Source organism: Streptomyces sp. NPDC002403 (genome assembly GCF_053593015.1).
The window spans coordinates 82,711-99,440 of sequence record NZ_JBSFBQ010000025.1 but is presented as its reverse complement, the minus strand read 5'-3'; the positions used below and the strand labels follow the sequence as shown (position 1 = coordinate 99,440).

At 71.0% G+C, this 16,730-nt stretch carries 13 protein-coding genes; 4 read left to right on the top strand and 9 right to left on the bottom strand.

The genetic code is table 11. The features are described 5' to 3' along the window. Positions 1-312: 312 nt before the first annotated feature. The 4 genes from ACWCPY_RS25290 to ACWCPY_RS25275 all read right to left on the bottom strand — a co-directional run bounded on the left by ACWCPY_RS25290 (position 313) and on the right by ACWCPY_RS25275 (position 4,620). Positions 313-828 (bottom strand): ATP-binding protein, encoded by a 516-nt coding sequence (locus ACWCPY_RS25290; RefSeq protein WP_451268516.1) that lies wholly within the window; start codon positions 826-828, stop codon positions 313-315. 251 nt (positions 829-1,079) lie between these two features. Then, positions 1,080-1,847 carry an enoyl-CoA hydratase/isomerase family protein gene (locus tag ACWCPY_RS25285; protein ID WP_451268514.1) on the bottom strand — a complete coding sequence of 256 codons (768 nt, stop codon included), beginning with the start codon at positions 1,845-1,847 and terminating at the stop codon, positions 1,080-1,082. Positions 1,848-1,936: 89 nt separating this feature from the next. Then, the gene (locus ACWCPY_RS25280; RefSeq protein WP_451268512.1) at positions 1,937-3,184 is read right to left on the bottom strand and encodes a L,D-transpeptidase; all 1,248 of its coding nucleotides are present in this window, start codon (positions 3,182-3,184) and stop codon (positions 1,937-1,939) included. Positions 3,185-3,396: 212 nt separating this feature from the next. Further along, positions 3,397-4,620: a L,D-transpeptidase gene (locus tag ACWCPY_RS25275; RefSeq protein WP_451268510.1), complete on the bottom strand. Its 1,224-nt coding sequence runs from the start codon at positions 4,618-4,620 to the stop codon at positions 3,397-3,399. A 155-nt stretch (positions 4,621-4,775) separates the two neighbouring features. Here ACWCPY_RS25275 and glgX point away from each other — a divergent pair, with 155 nt between their 5' ends. Further along, positions 4,776-7,007: a glycogen debranching protein GlgX gene (glgX, locus tag ACWCPY_RS25270; RefSeq protein ID WP_451268508.1), complete on the top strand. Its 2,232-nt coding sequence runs from the start codon at positions 4,776-4,778 to the stop codon at positions 7,005-7,007. Positions 7,008-7,023: 16 nt separating this feature from the next. On the opposite strand, the gene ACWCPY_RS25265 is transcribed toward glgX, so the two are convergent. The 4 genes from ACWCPY_RS25265 to ACWCPY_RS25250 are packed head-to-tail and all read right to left on the bottom strand — an operon-like array spanning position 7,024 to position 10,701. Beyond that, complete coding sequence (locus ACWCPY_RS25265) at positions 7,024-7,671, bottom strand: response regulator (protein ID WP_451268506.1); 648 nt, start codon at positions 7,669-7,671, stop codon at positions 7,024-7,026. Between the two features lie 19 nt (positions 7,672-7,690). After that, positions 7,691-8,980: a sensor histidine kinase gene (locus tag ACWCPY_RS25260; RefSeq protein WP_451268504.1), complete on the bottom strand. Its 1,290-nt coding sequence runs from the start codon at positions 8,978-8,980 to the stop codon at positions 7,691-7,693. A 31-nt stretch (positions 8,981-9,011) separates the two neighbouring features. Then, complete coding sequence (locus ACWCPY_RS25255; RefSeq protein WP_451268502.1) at positions 9,012-9,797, bottom strand: ABC transporter permease; 786 nt, start codon at positions 9,795-9,797, stop codon at positions 9,012-9,014. Position 9,798: 1 nt separating this feature from the next. After that, entirely contained in the window at positions 9,799-10,701 is a 903-nt protein-coding gene (locus ACWCPY_RS25250) for an ATP-binding cassette domain-containing protein (protein ID WP_451268500.1), read from the bottom strand. Between the two features lie 172 nt (positions 10,702-10,873). On the opposite strand from ACWCPY_RS25250, the gene ACWCPY_RS25245 reads away from it, so the two are divergent. Both ACWCPY_RS25245 and ACWCPY_RS25240 read left to right on the top strand, forming a co-directional pair. Then, positions 10,874-12,715: an ABC transporter ATP-binding protein gene (locus tag ACWCPY_RS25245; protein ID WP_451268498.1), complete on the top strand. Its 1,842-nt coding sequence runs from the start codon at positions 10,874-10,876 to the stop codon at positions 12,713-12,715. Beyond that, positions 12,712-14,565 (top strand): ABC transporter ATP-binding protein, encoded by a 1,854-nt coding sequence (locus ACWCPY_RS25240; protein WP_451268496.1) that lies wholly within the window; start codon positions 12,712-12,714, stop codon positions 14,563-14,565. The genes ACWCPY_RS25245 and ACWCPY_RS25240 overlap by 4 nt, the downstream gene beginning before the upstream one ends. Positions 14,566-14,629: 64 nt before the next feature. Here the strand turns inward: ACWCPY_RS25240 and ACWCPY_RS25235 are convergent, their stop codons facing one another. Next, positions 14,630-15,835, bottom strand: coding sequence for a cytochrome P450 (locus ACWCPY_RS25235; protein ID WP_451268494.1), 1,206 nt, complete (start codon positions 15,833-15,835; stop codon positions 14,630-14,632). A 199-nt stretch (positions 15,836-16,034) separates the two neighbouring features. Between ACWCPY_RS25235 and ACWCPY_RS25230 the strand changes: the two genes are divergently transcribed. Further along, complete coding sequence (locus tag ACWCPY_RS25230) at positions 16,035-16,694, top strand: helix-turn-helix domain-containing protein (protein ID WP_451268492.1); 660 nt, start codon at positions 16,035-16,037, stop codon at positions 16,692-16,694. The last annotated feature ends 36 nt before the right edge of the window (positions 16,695-16,730 follow it).

The following is a 16,730-nucleotide window of genomic DNA, read 5'->3' as shown; positions in this document are numbered from 1 at the left end:
AGACATAGGGGCGGCGCGAATGAATCATTCACCGAATCCCATAAATATTCACACTTTTGCAGGCAAGTGACCCATCACACCTGTGATTCACATAGGAAATGTCCCAATATGGCAGTAGAAGTAATGAATGCACCTTTGGCGGAGAGGTCGCCCGTCTGCCATAGTCGGTGACACGACCGCATGACCCGAGCCCGGTCGTCACAAGCGGCCGTGAACACACCCCCCATTTCACGGCCCCCACACAGCAGCCCCCGAAGCGCCTCACCACGGCGGACCGGGGGCTGCTGTGGTTCCGGGCCCGGGCCCGCCGGGTCAGCGGTCGGAGATCCGCATCTCGAACCAGGTGGTCTTGCCGCGCGGCAGCAGATCCACCCCCCAGCGGTCGGAGAGCTTGTCGACGAGGAAGAGGCCGCGCCCGCTGACGTCCATCGGCTGAACGGGCATCAGGCAGGGCAGCCCGCGCGAGGGGTCGCGCACCTCGATCCGGATCCAGCCCCGGCGCCGCAGCATCCGCAGCCCAAAGACCCGCGCACCGGTGTGCCGCACCGCGTTGCCGACGAGCTCCGAGACGAGCAGCACGGCGTACTCGGCGGTCTGCGGGGAGAGCGCCCACTGACGGAGCACCACGCACGAGGTGAGCCGCCGGGCGGTGGCCGCGGACTCCGGACGGGAGGGCAGCCGGACTTCACCCTCCGTCGGATTTCCGAACAACTCCAGCGCCTTGAACGCCTGTTCGTCCTCGACGACCGGCATCCAGCGCGCCGCTGTCGCACCACTGTGCGGTCGCGGCTGTTCCACACCCTCCAGGCCCGCCATGGACACCATCATGGCCACAAAAACAGCACGCCGTGGCCGTTCCGAAGGAATCCGCACCCCGGAACACGCCGCCCCACGGAGGTCGGTAGGCATATGCCAGTGGCAGAATGCGAGCCATTAAAGCCCATCTGACCTGCACGAATACCCCCTGCGAGCCTGGCGTGCGGGCCGGGCGGGATGCCGGGCCCCAAGGTCCCCTCAGGGCCCGGCCAATCCGCCCGCACGGATGAACCCGCGTCGGTGCGTGCTCAACTGACGTCCGGTCAGAGGAACTTGGCCTTGCCCGGACCCTCCTCCACAAAGCTGCGCATTCCGCGCTCCCGGTCCTCGGTGGCGAACAGTCCGGCGAACCAGTTCCGCTCGATCGTGAGCCCGGTGTCGATGTCCGTCTCCAGGCCGGCGTCGACGGATTCCTTGGCGGCGCGCAGCGCGAGCGCCGGCCCCTTCGCCAGCCCGGCGGCCCAGGCGTGCGCCTGCTCGTACACCTCGGCGGCGGGCACCACGCGGTCCACCAGACCGATCGTCAGGGCCTCCTCGGCCCTGACATGACGCCCCGTGAAGATCAGGTCCTTGGCCCGGGAGGGGCCGATCAGCCGGGCCAGGCGCTGGGTGCCGCCCGCGCCCGGGATCAGCCCGAGCAGGATCTCGGGCTGGCCCAGCTTGGCGTTGTCGGCGGCGATGCGGAAGTCGGCGCAGAGCGCCAGCTCGCAGCCGCCGCCCAGCGCGTAGCCGGTGACGGCGGCGACGACCGGCTTGGGGATCCGGGCCACCGCGGTGAACGAGTCCTGCAGCGCCTTGGACCGTACGACCATCGCCGTATGGTCCATCGCCTGCATCTCCTTGATGTCCGCGCCCGCCGCGAACACCTTCTCGCCGCCGTAGAGGACCACGGCCCGTACGTCGTCGCGCCGGGTCGCCTCCTCGGCGAGCTCACGCAGCCGGTCCTGGGTGGCGACGTCCAGGGCGTTCATGGGCGGGCGGTCCAGCCGGATCGTGCCGACGCCGTCGCGTACTTCGAGATGTGCGGTCATGGGAGGCAGGTTAACCGCCGCTAACGCCGGCGGGCCCGGTGCTGTTGGTCACAGCACCGGGCCCGCCGGCAGGTTGCTCGCCCGGAGGACTACTCGGTCCACTCCGACCAGGACATGTTCCAGCCGTTGAGGCCGTTGTCCGGCTGGATCGTCTTGTCGTGCGAGTTCTTCACGACCACGACGTCACCGATGAGCGAGTTGTCGAAGAACCAGGCCGCCGAGGTCTTCTTGCTCCAGGCGCCGCGCACGTCCTGCAGACCGACGCAGCCGTGGCTGGTGTTGGTCGAGCCGAAGATGCCGGAGGCGCCCCAGTAGTTGCCGTGGATGAAGGTGCCCGAGGTGGACAGACGCATCGCGTGCGGCACGTCCTTGATGTCGTACTCGCCGCCGAAGCCGACGGTGTCACCGTTCATCCGGGTCACCTTGAGCTTCTCGCTGATGACCATCTGGCCGTTGTACGTGGTGGTCGCCGGGGCGCCGGCCGAGATCGGGATGTCCTTGATCTGCTGACCGTCGCGGACGACCTTCATCCGGTGCGTGCTCGCGTCGACCGTGCTGACCTGCTTGCGGCCGATGGTGAAGGAGATCGTCTTGGCCTGCTTGCCGTAGACACCGGGGCGCCCCTCGACGCCGTCGAGGTTGAGCTTGACGGTCACCTTGGTGCCCGCGGCCCAGTACTCCTCGGGACGGAAGTCCAGGCGGTCGTTGCCGAACCAGTGGCCCTCGACCGGGACGGACGGCTCGGCCGTCACCTTGATCGCGTTCTCGACCGCGGCCGGGTCGGTGATGCCGCGGGTGAAGTGGATCGAGACCGGCATCCCGACGCCGACCGTGGAGCCGTCCTCCGGGGTGTACTGCCCGATGAAGGTGTTCTGCGGGACCAGCGTGGTGAAGCTGGTGTCCTTCGCCGACTCACGGCCCTCCGAGTCCTTGGCGATCGCGTGGACCTTGTACTTGGTCGCGGCGGCCAGGTGCTGGTCGGGCGTCCAGCTGGCGCCGTCGGCCGCGATCTTCCCCTCCACCTCGGTGCCCTTGGGGTCGGAGACCTTGACCGTGGTCAGCTTCCCCTGCTCGGCCGAGACCTTCAGCGCACCGCTGGTCGCGACGGAGTCGGCGCCGTCCTTGGGCGCGACGGTCACCACGGCCTGCGAGGAGGAGGTGTCCTCGGCCTTCCCCGCGCCACCGCCCTTGCCGCCGCCCGCGTCGTCTCCCCCGCCGCACGCCGTCACCAGCAGCAGCAGCGCACCCAGAACCAGAGCCAGCAGTCCGGTGGAGCCTCGCCCGCCCCGTACGCCGTTCGCCCCGGCCGATGTCCCCGATATCGGCTGCCCGTTCAATGTGGTCGTCTCCCCTCACACGGCCTGGCCCCGCCATGGCCCCGGGAGCCCGAAGGCTCCCTCCCCCGCGCGCTGCATATGCACGCTCAGCGAAAGATAATCACACCGGCCTTGGGGAAATGACCCCCCGGATGTCACCGTTCAGTCCCAAGTTGTCCCAGGGCTTCACCGGGGGGCGCGGGAGGCGGCCGGCCGGGGCGGCCGGCCGGGGCTCAGCGGAGGGCGGAACCCGCCTTCCACCGGGTCCAGTCCAGGTTCCAGCCCCCGAGTCCGTTGTCCGGCGCGACCTGTTTGTCCTTGGAGCGGACGACCTCGATCACATCGCCGACGAGCGTGCGGTCGAAGAACTGGCCGGCCGGGGTGTCGCCGCTGCCGCCCTGTACGTCCTCCAGCCCGACACAGCCGTGGCTGACGTTGTCCGAGCCGAAGACGTCCTCGTCCGACCAGTAGTTGCCGTGCACGAAGGTGCCGGAATCGGTGAGCCGGAGGGCGTGCGGGACATCCTTGATGTCGTACTCGCCGCCGAAGCCGACCGTGCGGCCGTCCATCCGGGTCTCTTCGTACATCTCGCTGACCACCATCTTCCCGTTGTACGTGGCCGTCTGCGCGGAGCCCGCCGTGATCGGGAAGGTCGTGACCACCTTGCCGTCGCGGCGCACCTCCATGGTGTGCGCGGCCGCGTCGACCAGGGACGTCTGGGAGCGGCCCACCGTGAAGGCGACCTTCTTGTCCTGGGTGCCGTAGACGTGCGGCGCCCCCTCCACGTCGCGCAGCGCCATGTCGACGGTCACCTCGGTGCCCGGCTTCCAGTAGGCGGCGGGGCGGAAGTCGAGGCGGTCGCCGCCGAACCAGTGCCCGACCACCTCGACCGCCGGTACGGCCGTCACCCGGATGGCCTTCTGCACCGCCGCGCGGTGGGTGACCGGCCGGTTGAAGTGGAAGGAGACGATCATTCCGGTGCCGACCGTGGAGCGGTTCTCCGGTTTGAAGTAGCCGATGAAGCGGTGCTGGGGCACGGCCGTGGTGAAGGTGGTGTGGCGGGCCGAGCGCTTCCCCGAGCCGTCCACGGCCACCACGTCCACGCTGTACTTGGCGGCGAGCCCGAGCCGGCCCGCTCCGCTCCGGGGCGCCCAGGACCGGCCGTCGTCCGCGATCCGGCCCGGCACCTCCTGGCGCTGCGCGTCCTCGATCCGTGTCACCTCGACGCTCTTCAGCCGGCCGTCGGGGGCCTTCACCGCGATCCGTTCGTCCGGGCCGATGTCCTTCGCCCCGTCCCGCGGGGTGACCTGGATCGCTTCCTGCGGCGGGCCCGCCTTCCCGCTGAAGATCGATCCGGCGCCGGAGCAGCCGGTCAGTGCGGCCAGCACGACGAGTAGTCCTGCCCATGTCAGCACGGCGGCCGGGCTCACCATCTTCTTCTTCGCTACGTGGTTCACGTCCCCCCAACGACGGGGGCCGGTCGGGGGAAACGTGAGTGCGGGCGCCCGGGTGGGCAGATACAGGGGGGAGAACGACACTCGGGGAGCCGCGGCCGGGACGCCGCGCGCTCCTCCCGGGTGCCGGAATCCCACGAGCCGCGGGAGGCGAGCAGGTGTCGAGCGCAGCCGAGCAGGAGGCGGTGCGGGAGCCGGGGACGGCGGCCGGACGGCAGCGGCGACAGGCCGTGCCGGGGCCGCCTTCGGCCGTGTGGCCCGGCGCCCCGACGCCGCTCGGGGCCCGCTTCCGGGTGGGCCCCGACGGGGTGGCGGGCACCAACTTCGCACTCTGGGCGGGTGGTTCGGAGGGCGTCGAACTCTGTCTCTTCGACGAGGACGGGACCGAGCGGCGCCTCGCGCTGACCGAGCTGACCCATGAGATCCGGCACGGCTTCGTGCCGGGCGTACGGCCCGGGCAGCGCTACGGCTACCGGGTGCACGGCCGCTGGGACCCCTGGACCGGGGCCCGCTGGAACCCGGCGAAGCTGCTCCTCGATCCGTACGCACGGGCGGTGGACGGCTCGTTCACCCTTCCGCCCGAGGTGTACGGCCATGTGAGGGACTGGCCCCACCAGCATGTCGCCGACACCGTCCGTGACGAACGGGACTCCGCCCGGCACGTCCCCAAGGGTGTCGTGGTCCATGACGACGACGACTGGGCCGAGGACCGCCGCCCCAAGACCCCGTGGGCGGACTCGGTCATCTACGAGCTCCATGTGCGCGGCTTCACCAAGCTGCACCCCGGGGTCCCCGAGGAGCTGCGGGGCACGTACGCCGGTCTCGCCCATCCGGCGGCCGTCGGGCATCTCCAGCGGCTCGGGGTGACGGCGGTGGAGCTGCTGCCGGTCCATCAGTTCGCCCACGAGGACCATCTGCTGAGACGCGGGCTGCGCAACTACTGGGGCTACAACTCCATCGGCTACTTCGCCCCGCACGCCGGCTACTCGGCGAGCGGCACCGCGGGCCAGCAGGTCGGCGAGTTCAAGCGGATGGTGCGGGCCCTGCACGGCGCCGGGATCGAGGTGATCCTGGACGTGGTCTACAACCACACGGCGGAGGCGGGCGAGCTCGGGCCGATGCTGTCGCTGCGCGGCATCGACAACCGCGGCTACTACCGCCTCCAGTCCGACGCCCGCAGATACGCGGACTACACCGGCTGCGGCAACACCCTGCACGTGGTCCAGCCGCAGGTGCTGCGGCTGATCACGGACTCGCTGCGGTACTGGGTGACGGAGATGGGCGTCGACGGCTTCCGCTTCGACCTGGCGGCCGCGCTGGCCCGCTCCATGCACGACGTCGACATGCTCTCGCCGTTCCTCGCGGTGATCGCCCAGGACCCGGTGCTGCGCCGGGTGAAGCTGATCGCCGAGCCGTGGGACGTCGGCAACGGCGGCTACCAGGTGGGTGCCTTCCCGCCGTTGTGGACCGAGTGGAACGACCGCTACCGGGACGCCGTGCGGGACTTCTGGCGCGGCGCCCTGCCCGACGTGCGCGACCTCGGCTACCGGCTGACCGGATCCAGCGACCTCTACGCGTGGGGCGGCCGGCGCCCTTACGCCTCGGTCAACTTCGTCACCGCGCACGACGGCTTCACCCTGCGCGACCTCGTCAGCTACGAACAGAAGCACAACGAGGCCAACGGCGAGGGCAACCGGGACGGCACCGACGACAACCGGGCCTGGAACTGCGGCGCCGAGGGCGAGAGCGAGGACCCCGGGATCAACACGCTGCGCCGCCGCCAGCTGCGCAATCTGCTGACCACGCTGCTGCTGTCGACGGGCGTGCCGATGCTGGTCGCGGGCGACGAGATGGGCCGTACGCAGGGCGGCAACAACAACGCGTACTGCCAGGACAACGAGATCGGCTGGCTGGACTGGTCGCTGCTCGAACAGCCCGGGTGGCGTGCGCTGACCGAGCTGACGGCACGGGTGCTGCGGCTGCGCCACGCCCATCCGGTGCTGCGCCGCCGGGCGTTCTTCTCCGGGCTGCCGCAGGCGGCGGACGGGCTGCGGGACCTGGCGTGGTTCACGGCGGGGGGTACGGAGATGACGGAGGCGGACTGGTACGCACCGGCCGCCACGGTAGGCCTGTATCTCTCCGGGCGCGACATCCCCGGCCGGGACGCGCGCGGCGAGCCCATCACGGACGACAGCTTTCTGACGGTCCTGCACGCCGGTCACCGGCCGGCCGGCTTCCGGCTCCCGGGGCCGCCGTGGGCGCGGAGCTACGAGCTGGTCCTGGACACCTCTCGGGAGGACCAGGCCTCGGCCCCCGGCACCGTCCACCCGGGCGACGGGACGCTGACCCTGCCGGCGAGGTCGGTGCAGCTGCTGCGCGTCGCGGAGTGAGCGGTGTGCGGCCGGGTCAGCCGAGGATGCCCCGGTCGTAGCCGATCGCGACGGCGGCGGCCCGGTCCTTGGCGCCCAGCTTGGCGAAGACATGGGTGAGGTGGGTCTTCACGGTGGCCTCGCTGATGAACAGCTCGGCGGCGATCTCCCGGTTCGACGTGCCCTTGGCGACGAGTTCGAGCACCTCGCGCTCGCGGGCCGACAGCGCCTCGCTGCCCGCCGCCGGGGTACGCACCCGTGAGATGAGCCGGGAGGCGACGGCGGGCGAGAGCACGGTGCGGCCGTCGGCGGCGGCCCGGACGGCGGTGAACAGCTCGTCGCGGGGCGCGTCCTTGAGCAGATAGCCGGTCGCGCCGGCCTCGATCGCGGGCAGGGTGTCGGAGTCCGTGTCGTACGTGGTGAGGACCAGCACCTTGGACCGGGCGCCGCGCCGGGCCAGTTCCGCGATGGCGGCGACTCCGCCGCCGCCCGGCATCCGCAGGTCCATCAGGACGACATCGGGGTCCAGCCGGACCGCCAGCTCCACCCCCTCCACCCCGTTCGGCGCCTCCCCGAGGACCTCGAAGTCCGGGGCCGAGTCGAACATGCCGCGCAGACCGTCCCGTACGACGGGGTGGTCGTCGACGACGACGAGTGTGATGACGCGTGCGGATTCCTGAGCCATGGCAGGACAACCGTACTGGTCATCGGCTGTGCCGGACCAGGGGCACCCGGGCGCTGACCGCCGTGCCCCGGCCCGGCTCGGTCTCCACCTCGACCGTGCCCGCGATGCGCTCGGCGCGGGCCCGCATGCCGCCGAGCCCGAAGCCGCCCGCACCGCCGGCCGGGGGCAGGGCGGCCGGGTCGAAGCCGCAGCCGTCGTCCCGTACGTCCAGGGTGAGTTCGTCCCCCATGAACGACAGCGTGACACCGGCCCGAAGGGCCCCGGCGTGGCGGCCGACATTGGCGAGGGCCTCCTCGGCGATCCGCAGGAGGGTGGCGGCTATCTCGTCGTGGACCGGCTCGACGGTGCCGGTGACGGTGAACTCGGCCCGGACCCCGTGGCGTTCCGCCCAGTCGGTGACCGTGCGCTTCAGCGCGCCCGGCAGGTCGTCGTGTTCCAGTGCGGCGGGGACCAGGTCGTGGACCGAGCGGCGCGCCTCGCCGAGGCTGTGCCGGGCGAGGCCGGCGGCGCGGTCCAGGTGCACCCGGGCCAGCGCCGGGTCGGTGTCGCCGATCGAGTCCACCACCTGGAGCTGGGCGATGATGCCGGTCAGGCCCTGGGCCAGGGTGTCGTGGATCTCGGCGGCGAGCCGGCGGCGCTCGTCGGCGACGCCCGCCTCGCGGGCCTGGACCAGGAGCTGGGCGTGCAGCCCGGCGTTCTCCGCCAGGGCCTGTTCGAGACGGGCGTTGGCCGACTCCAGTGCGGCGATGGTGTCGACCTGGGTACGGGCGTGGTCGGCCTCGCGGTCGCCGATCCTGGCGAAGACCATGGTGAGGGTCGCGTGCAGACAGAACAGGGCGGCGAAGGCGATCCAGTTCATCAGGGAGACCGGCGGCAGGCCGCTGCCGCACTGCGCGCCCGCCATGATGGCGGCCGTGACCAGCAGCGCGGGACGGACGGCCCGCTGCGGGAGCAACCGGCCGGTGTCGAAGTATCCGAGGATCGCGAACACCGAGTAGAAGGGGTTGCACCAGGTCAGTGCGAAGCCGATCAGGGTGCGGGCGACGTAGTAGAACTGCGACGCCCGCGACTTGGGGACGACGACCGGCCCGACCCGCCCCCACCAGAGCTGGAGGGTGAGGGCGACGGGCACCAGCACCACGACGCCGTGCACCTCCGCGCGGTCCATGAGGAGCGGGGCGCTCACGGCCGAGACGAACGTGCTCAGCCCGAGGAGCCCGTAGGGCCCGTACCTGAAGAACCGTTCCCACCCGAGCTCGGCGCTCGTCGTGTCGTTCCGGTGTGCCGTCGCCGTGTCCCACGCCTTCATGGGTGCAGTCTCCCCGTCCCCGGCGTGCCGGTCACTCCCAGCGGAACAGACGGGTCGCGAGCAGCGTCACCAGCGCCGTCCACAGCACCATCACGCCGAGCTGGGTGAAGCCGGGCCAGCTGCCGGAAGCCGCCCGGTCCAGCGCCTCGGACGCCGCTCCGAACGGGGTGAACCGGACGATGTTCCGGAGGGTGTCGGGCATGCTCTGCACCGGGATCCAGACGCCGGCGGTGAACATCATCAGGAGGTTCACGACCGAACTGATGGCGGCGGCCGCCTTGGTCGTACGGGAGAGGGCGCAGAGCAGTGCGCCGAGGGTCAGCACGCTCGCCGTCGACAGCAGCAGCGCCAGGACGTAGGCGACGGGCTGTCCGGGCAGTCCGACGCCGAAGGCGACCCGGCCGACGGCCATCGCCAGTACGGCGGAGCCGAGGGCGGCGGCGCCGTGCAGGGCGATCTGCGCGGTGAGCAGCGCGGAGGGGCGGACCGGAGTGGTGGACATCCGGCGCAGGATGCCGCGTTCGCGGTAGCCGGTGAGGACGGGCGGCATGGCCTGCAGCCCGGACATGATCATGGCGAGCAGGACGGCCACCGGTACGTACAGGTCGATGACGCGCCGGCCGCCGAGATCGTCGGTGTGCTCCCGGAAGGAGGGGATGAGGCCGAGGATCGTCAGGAGCGCGGTCGGGAAGACGACGATCCAGAACAGGGCGCCGGGTTCGCGCAGGAAGAGCCGGGTCTCGGACCTGAGCACCGCCTTGCGCGCGGATACCGGTGCGGGTGTCGTGGTGGCCGTGGCCGGGTTCGCCGTGGTCATCTCAGGCCGCCTGTTCTGTGAGGTCGAGGAAGGCGTCGTCGAGCGTCGCCTCCGAGACGCGGAGCCGGTGTGCGGTGATGCTGTGCCGGGCCAGCAGGGAGATCACGGCGTTGACCGTCTCGTCGGTGCCGCTGATCTCGATCCGGTCGTCCTTGCGCTCCACGGAGGCCGCGCCGGGCAGCTGCGCGAGCTCGGCGTCGGTGAGCGGTCGCGACGGGGTGAAGGAGATGACCGTGGAGCTGCCCGCGCTGCCGATCAGGCCGGAGGGGGTGTCGAGGGCGACGACCTTCCCCTTGTCGATGACGGCGATCCGGTCGCAGAGCTGGCTGGCCTCCTCCATGAAGTGGGTGACCAGCAGAACGGTGACGCCGCTGTCGCGTACGTCCTCGATGAGTTTCCAGGTGTCCCGGCGGGCCCGTGGGTCCAGGCCGGTGGTCAGCTCGTCGAGCACCACCACCCGCGGGTTGCCGACCAGGGCGAGCGCGATGGACAGCCGCTGCTTCTGACCGCCGGACAGCTTGGCGAAGCGGGTGCCGTACACGGTGTGCAGGCCCAGCCGTCCGGCGAGCTCCCGCCAGTCGGCGGGGTCCGGGTAGAAGGCGCTGTAGAGCTCCAGCGCCTCGGCCACGGTGAGTTTGGGCTGGAGTTCGCTCTCCTGGAGCTGGGCGCCCAGCAGCCGGGTGACCCGGTCGTGGTCGGCGACGGGGTCGAGACCGGCGACGCGGACCGTACCGGCGTCGGGGGCCCGCAGGCCCCCGACGCACTCGACGGTGGTGGTCTTGCCCGCGCCGTTGGGGCCGAGGATCCCGAAGATCTCCCCCTCGTCGACGGAGAAGCTCACACCGTCGACCACGGTGCGCCCGGCGTACGCCTTCCGCACCCCGTTCACTTCAATGATTGCCATGCCCACGAGCATCGTGTCGCGGGGCCCTGCGCACCATCGTCCATCGCGCTCGAAGGAGCATCAGCCGATCGGTTGATACGGGCTACGACCTGCGCCTCCCGGGCCCGACAGCCATCCCTCGGCCGGAAAACCACATGAGCGATGTCAGGGGTGAACCGTAGGCTCGACTGTGATGCCCGAAGAACATGTAGAGCCCAAGGATCGGTCCACCGTTCAGTCCCTGTTGCGGTTGTGGCCTTATGTGAAGCCGGTGCGCGAGCGGCTGTTCGGCGCCGCGCTGGTCGCGATCGTCGCGTCCTGCGTCGGCCTGGTGATTCCCCTCGTCCTGAAGTGGATCGTCGACGGCCCGGTGGCGGACCGCGACCCCGGCGGGGTCTGGCTCGGCGCGCTGTATCTGCTGCTGCTGGGCATCGCCGAGGCCGCGCTGTTCGGGGTGCGGCGGTGGATGGTGTCGCGGCCGCTGGCCGGGATCGAGGCGGCGATGCGGGCCGATCTGTACCGGCATCTCCAGCGGCTGCCGGTGGCGTTCCACGACCGCTGGCCGTCGGGGCAGTTGCTCTCGCGCGCGACCACGGACCTGATGCTGCTGCGTCAGTTCCTCGCCTTCCCGCTGACCTTCCTGCTGGTCAACGGGGCGACGATCCTGATCGGCTTCGTCATCCTGCTGATGCAGCAGTGGACGCTGGGGCTGGTGCTGCTGACTCCGGTGGTGCCGATGGTGATCATCTGTCTGGTCTTCGAGACGAAGTTCTCGGCGGTGGCGCGCCGGGCCCAGGACCAGGTCGGCGATCTGACGACGGTCGTCGAGGAGAGCGTGCTCGGCATCCGCATCATCAAGGGCTTCGGCCGGCACCGCAGCCAGGCCCTCTCCTTCCGTTCCCTCTCGGAGCGGCTGCGCACCACGGAGCTGGGCAAGGCCCGTCTCCTCGCGGGCATCTGGTCCTCCATCACCCTGATCCCGGAGCTGGCCATCGGTGCGGCGCTGGTGCTCGGCACGGTCCAGGTCGCGGACGGCGACCTCTCCGCGGGCACCCTGGTCGCCTTCCTCTCCACCGCGCTCGCGCTGCGCTGGCCGGTCGAGTCGATCGGCTTCCTGCTGGCGATGAGCCAGGAGTCGGCGACGGCGACCGAGCGGTTCTTCGAGGTGATGGACGTGGCCGAGGAGGTGGACGCGCCCACCGCCGACGGGCAGGCCCGGCAGAGCGGCTCGGCCCGCGGTGAAATGGTCTTCGAGGGCGTGGAGTTCCGCTATCCCGACGCGGAGCCCGGCTCCGTGCCCGTGCTGTCCCGGATCGATCTGCACATCCGCCCCGGCGAGACGATGGCCCTGGTCGGGGCCACGGGTTCCGGGAAGACGACGCTCACCGCCCTCGTGCCCCGGCTGCACGAGGCCACCGCGGGGCGGATCACGCTGGACGGTACGGACATCACCACCATGTCCCGGGAGCGGCTGCGCGAGCTGGTGTCGGTGGCCTTCGAGGAGCCGACGCTCTTCTCGGCGGGCGTCGGGGAGAACGTGCTGATGGGCGCCGAGGGTGCCGGGGACGACGAGTTGCGCAGGGCCCTGGCCATCGCGCAGGCCGACTTCGCGCACGATCTGCCCGAGGGCGTCGACACCCAGGTCGGGGAGCAGGGCCTCAGCCTCTCCGGCGGCCAGCGGCAACGACTGGCACTGGCCCGCGCCGTGGTCGGCCGGCCGCGCTTCCTCGTCCTGGACGATCCGCTCTCCGCGCTGGACGTGCACACGGAGGCGCTGGTGGAGGCCGCGCTGCGGCGGGTCCTGGCGGAGACCACGGCGATCGTGGTCGCGCACCGACCGTCCACCGTGATGCTCGCGGACCGGGTGGCGCTGCTCTCGGAGGGCCGGATCGCCGCCGTCGGCACCCATCAGGAACTGCTGCGCACCAGCCCCGAGTACGCCTGGCTGATGTCGGGCGCCGAGGACGCGCCCGCCGAGGACGCCTTCCCCGACCTGTCCGCCGAGGACCTCCTCGCCGAGAAGGGCACCCGATGACCAGTACGACGACCGCGGACACGGCCCCCGCCGAGCCCACCGAGGGTGCCGGGAGCGCCGGGGACCGCTTCGACCGGGACGACCTGCCCACCCCGCCCGGCGCGACCGGGGCCCTGCTGAGATCGCTGCTGCGGCCGATGAGGGCCCGGGTGGCGCTGATCGCGCTGGTGCTGCTGGTCCAGCAGCTCTCGGTCCAGGCCGGTCCGCTGCTCGTCGCGTACGCGATCGACAGCGGGGTGCCTGCGTTCCGGGACGCGGACTACGGGCCGCTGATCGCGGTGGCCGTCGGGTACGCGCTGTGCTCGGCGGTGGCCGGGGGCATGCAGTACGCGTTCGTACGGGTCTCCTCCCTGGTCAACCAGGGCGCGCTGCTCGATCTGCGGGGGCGGATCTTCCGTCATGCGCAGGCGCTGAGCGTGGACTTCCACGAGCGCTACACCTCGGGCCGGCTGATCTCCCGTTCCACCACGGACGTGGAGTCGCTGCGGGAGCTGCTCAGCGAGGGGCTCCAGGAGCTGATCAACGTCGTGCTGTCGTTCGTCTCCATCTCGCTGATGCTGCTCTGGCTGGACTTCGGTCTGGGCTCGGTGGCCGTGCTCTCCTTCGTCCCGCTCTATCTGCTGGTGCGGCGCTTCCAGCGGCGGGCCGGTGTGCTGTACGCCGAGCGGTCCTCGGCGATCGCCGCGGTCATCGTGAAGTTCGCGGAGACGATGAACGGCATCCGCCCCGTCCAGGCCTTCCGCCGCGAGCCCGTCAACGACGCGCACTTCGAGGGCCTCAACAACGCGCACCGTTGGACCAACGGCAGCGCGATGCTGGAGATGGCCCGCTATGTCGTCGGTTCCCGGCTGGTCGCCAACACGGCGGTCGCCGGAATCGTGCTGTGGGGCGCGTACCGGGTGGCCTCGGGCACCCTGGCGCTCGGGGTGCTGGCCGCGGCCGTGCTCTATCTGCGCCGGCTGTACGACCCGATCGACCGGCTCGGCATGTTCCTCAACTCCTACCAGTCGGCCGCGGCCTCGCTGGCGAAGATCGCGGGTCTGCTGGCCCAGACCCCGTCCGTCCCCGAGCCGTCCGACCCGCGGGAGCTGCCGGTGCTCACGGGGGAACACCCGGGCCGCGAGGTCGTCTTCGAGCAGGTGCGCTTCGCCTACCGCACGGGCGGCGAGGTGCTGCCCCGCTTCGATCTGACGGTCCCGGCCGGGCAGACCGTCGCCGTGGTCGGGTCGACGGGGGCGGGCAAGTCGACGCTGGCCAAGCTGCTGGCCCGGTTCTACGACCCGACGGACGGCCGGGTGCTGCTCGACGGCACGGATCTGCGGGACCTGGCCGTGCCGGAGCTGCGGCGAGGTGTGGTGATGGTGACGCAGGAGGCGTTCCTGTTCTCCGGGACGGTCGCCGAGAACATCGCGATCGGCGACCCCGACGCGACCCGCGCGGAGATCGAGCAGGCCGCCAAGGCGATCGGCGCGCACGATTTCATCAGCGCACTGCCCGACGGCTACGACACGGACGTGCGCAAGCGGGGCGGGCGGATCTCGGCCGGTCAGCGCCAGCTGGTCGGCTTCGCCCGCGCCCTGCTCGCCAACCCGGCGGTGCTGATCCTCGACGAGGCGACGAGCTCGCTGGACATCCCCGGCGAACGGGCCGTGCAACGGGCCATGGACACGGTGCTGCACGGCCGCACCGCGGTGGTGATCGCCCACCGCCTGTCCACGGTGGAGATCGCGGACCGGGTCCTGGTGATGGAGCACGGCCGCATCGTGGAGGACGGCGCCCCGGCCGAACTCATCGCCGGCACGGGCCGCTTCGCGGGGCTGCACCGGGCGTGGCGGGAGAGCCTGACGTGAGCGGCCTGCGGCCCGGGCGCCCGGGGCCTGCGCGGCGCCCGGCGTCCACGGCGGCCCTCGTCGCTCACGCCCCCCAGGTGACCGGGAGGCTCTTCACCCCGTAGACGTCCGCGCTCTCCGGACGCAGGACGACCTCCTCGGGCGGTACGGCCAGACGCAGCGCGGGAAAGCGGTCGAACAGCGCGGGGAGCGCGACCTTCATCTCGACGCGGGCCAGTTGCTGCCCCAGGCACTGGTGGATGCCGTGACCGAAGGCCAGGTGTCCGCCTTCCTGCCTGCGGAGGTCGAGCACATGGGGGTCGGTGAAGCGCTCGGGGTCGCGGTTGGCGGTGTTGTACGACAGGATCACCCGCGAGCCGGCCTCGATCGTCCGGCCGCCCACCTCGACGTCCTCCAGCGCCGTCCTCATGAACGTCTTGGCGACACTGAGGTACCGCAGCAGCTCCTCCACGGCCCGGTCGGTGAGGGCGGGGTCGGCGCGCAGCGCGGCCAGTTGCTCCGGGTTGCGCAGCAGCGCGAAGGTGCCGAGGGACAGCATGTTCGCGGTGGTGTCGATCCCGGCCGCCAGCAGGAGCAGGGCCATCCCCCTCAGTTCCTCGTCGGTCAGATCGCTGTCGGTGAGGTCGCTGAGCACGTCGTCGGTGGGGTCGGCGCGTTTGGCGGCCACCAGCTCCGCGAGGTAGTCCTGGGTCCCGGTATAGGCCGCGATCAGGTCCTCGTCGCTCGTCTCCCCGTTCATGAACGAGTCGACCTGTTCCTGGAAGGACCCCCGGTCCCCGTACGGCACCCCCAGCAGTTCACAGATCACGACGGCGGGGATGGGCTTGGCGAACGCGGTCACCAGGTCCGCCGACGGCCCGGCCTCCTCCATGGCGTCCAGGTGGTCGGCGGTGATCTGCTCGATGCGCTCGGTGAGCAGTCGCATCCGCCGTACGGTGAACTTGCCCATCAGCGGCTTTCGATAGCGCCGGTGCTGGGGCTCGTCCATGAGGAGGAACTCGCCGGGCGGGGCCGGGGGCGCCTTCATGTCTCCGTAGTCGATGGTGGGGTGGAGCATGAGCTCCTTGCGCGAGCTGAAGCGCGAGTCGGCGAGCACCGACCTGACCAGGTCGTATCCGGTGATCAGCCAGCCGGGTTGCCCACCGGGGAAGGTGTAGCGGCTGACGGGGCCGTGCCGGCGGGCGTCGACCAGCTCGGCCGGCGGATCGAAGGGGCAGCCGGACGGACGCGTCGTCGGCATCGTCGGGACGGTGTGCAGGACCTCACCCATGATCATTCCCCATCTCGCGATAGTACGCGTTTTACGATGTTTGAAAGCTACGTTGCATTCAGAATTCCTGTCAATCGACAGAAACGCATTCACCCAGCTCAGCGTCCGAAAATTGATGCAATGACGATGGGATCGAATGCAACGCAGCATTGCAATGAATGAAAGCGAAAGCAATACTGACGGCATGCCAGGAGAACGGTTGACCCAGCAGGACCGCCGGCGCATCGCGGCCGGAATCGCCGACGGGCTCTCCTACGCCGAGATCGCGAGGCGGCTCGACCGGCCGACCTCGACGATCAGCCGGGAGATCGGACGCAACGGCGGCTCCGGCGGCTACCGGCCCCAGCGGGCGCACCAGGCGGCGGGCCTGCGGGCGCGTCGTGGCACACCGGCGCCCCCGCGCGCCGCCGGGCCGTCGGGTGACGCGGCGGGAGAGGAGATCATCGAGATGGCGGTCCGGGCGGGGCTGCCGAGGATGACGGCACGCGTCCACGTCGACCTGCTGCTGTCCGAGGACGGCAGGCGCACCGCGGCCGAGCTGACCCGCAGGCTGGAGGTCAGCCCAGCCTCCGTCTCCTTGGCCGTGAACTACCTGGTCCAGCACGGTTATGTCCGGCGTGAGCGCGATCTGCGGCGGCGCCGGGACGTCTATGTGATCGACGACGAGGCCTGGTACCAGTCCATCGTCCTCAGCACACGCCAGACGCTCGAAGCGGCGCGGTCCGCGATGGCCACGGCGGAGGCCGTCGGGCCCGACAGTCCCGTGGGGCGGCGGATGACCAAGGCAGGAGCATTCCTGCAGCGGGTCAGCGTGGACATCATGGAGTCGGCCGACCGCTGGCGCGGCCTCCTGACGTGAGCAGGCCCGGACGAACCCGGGAAGCCCGCCGACCGG

Coding starts and splice junctions, on each gene's coding strand:
- ACWCPY_RS25245 (WP_451268498.1), top strand. CDS start 10,874: ATGCCCGAAGAACATGTAGAGCCCAAGGATCGGTCCACCGTTCAGTCC.
- ACWCPY_RS25240 (WP_451268496.1), top strand. CDS start 12,712: ATGACCAGTACGACGACCGCGGACACGGCCCCCGCCGAGCCCACCGAG.
- ACWCPY_RS25265 (WP_451268506.1), bottom strand. CDS start 7,671: ATGGCTCAGGAATCCGCACGCGTCATCACACTCGTCGTCGTCGACGAC.
- ACWCPY_RS25250 (WP_451268500.1), bottom strand. CDS start 10,701: ATGGCAATCATTGAAGTGAACGGGGTGCGGAAGGCGTACGCCGGGCGC.
- ACWCPY_RS25260 (WP_451268504.1), bottom strand. CDS start 8,980: ATGAAGGCGTGGGACACGGCGACGGCACACCGGAACGACACGACGAGC.
- ACWCPY_RS25290 (WP_451268516.1), bottom strand. CDS start 828: ATGATGGTGTCCATGGCGGGCCTGGAGGGTGTGGAACAGCCGCGACCG.
- ACWCPY_RS25255 (WP_451268502.1), bottom strand. CDS start 9,797: ATGACCACGGCGAACCCGGCCACGGCCACCACGACACCCGCACCGGTA.
- ACWCPY_RS25285 (WP_451268514.1), bottom strand. CDS start 1,847: ATGACCGCACATCTCGAAGTACGCGACGGCGTCGGCACGATCCGGCTG.
- ACWCPY_RS25235 (WP_451268494.1), bottom strand. CDS start 15,835: ATGGGTGAGGTCCTGCACACCGTCCCGACGATGCCGACGACGCGTCCG.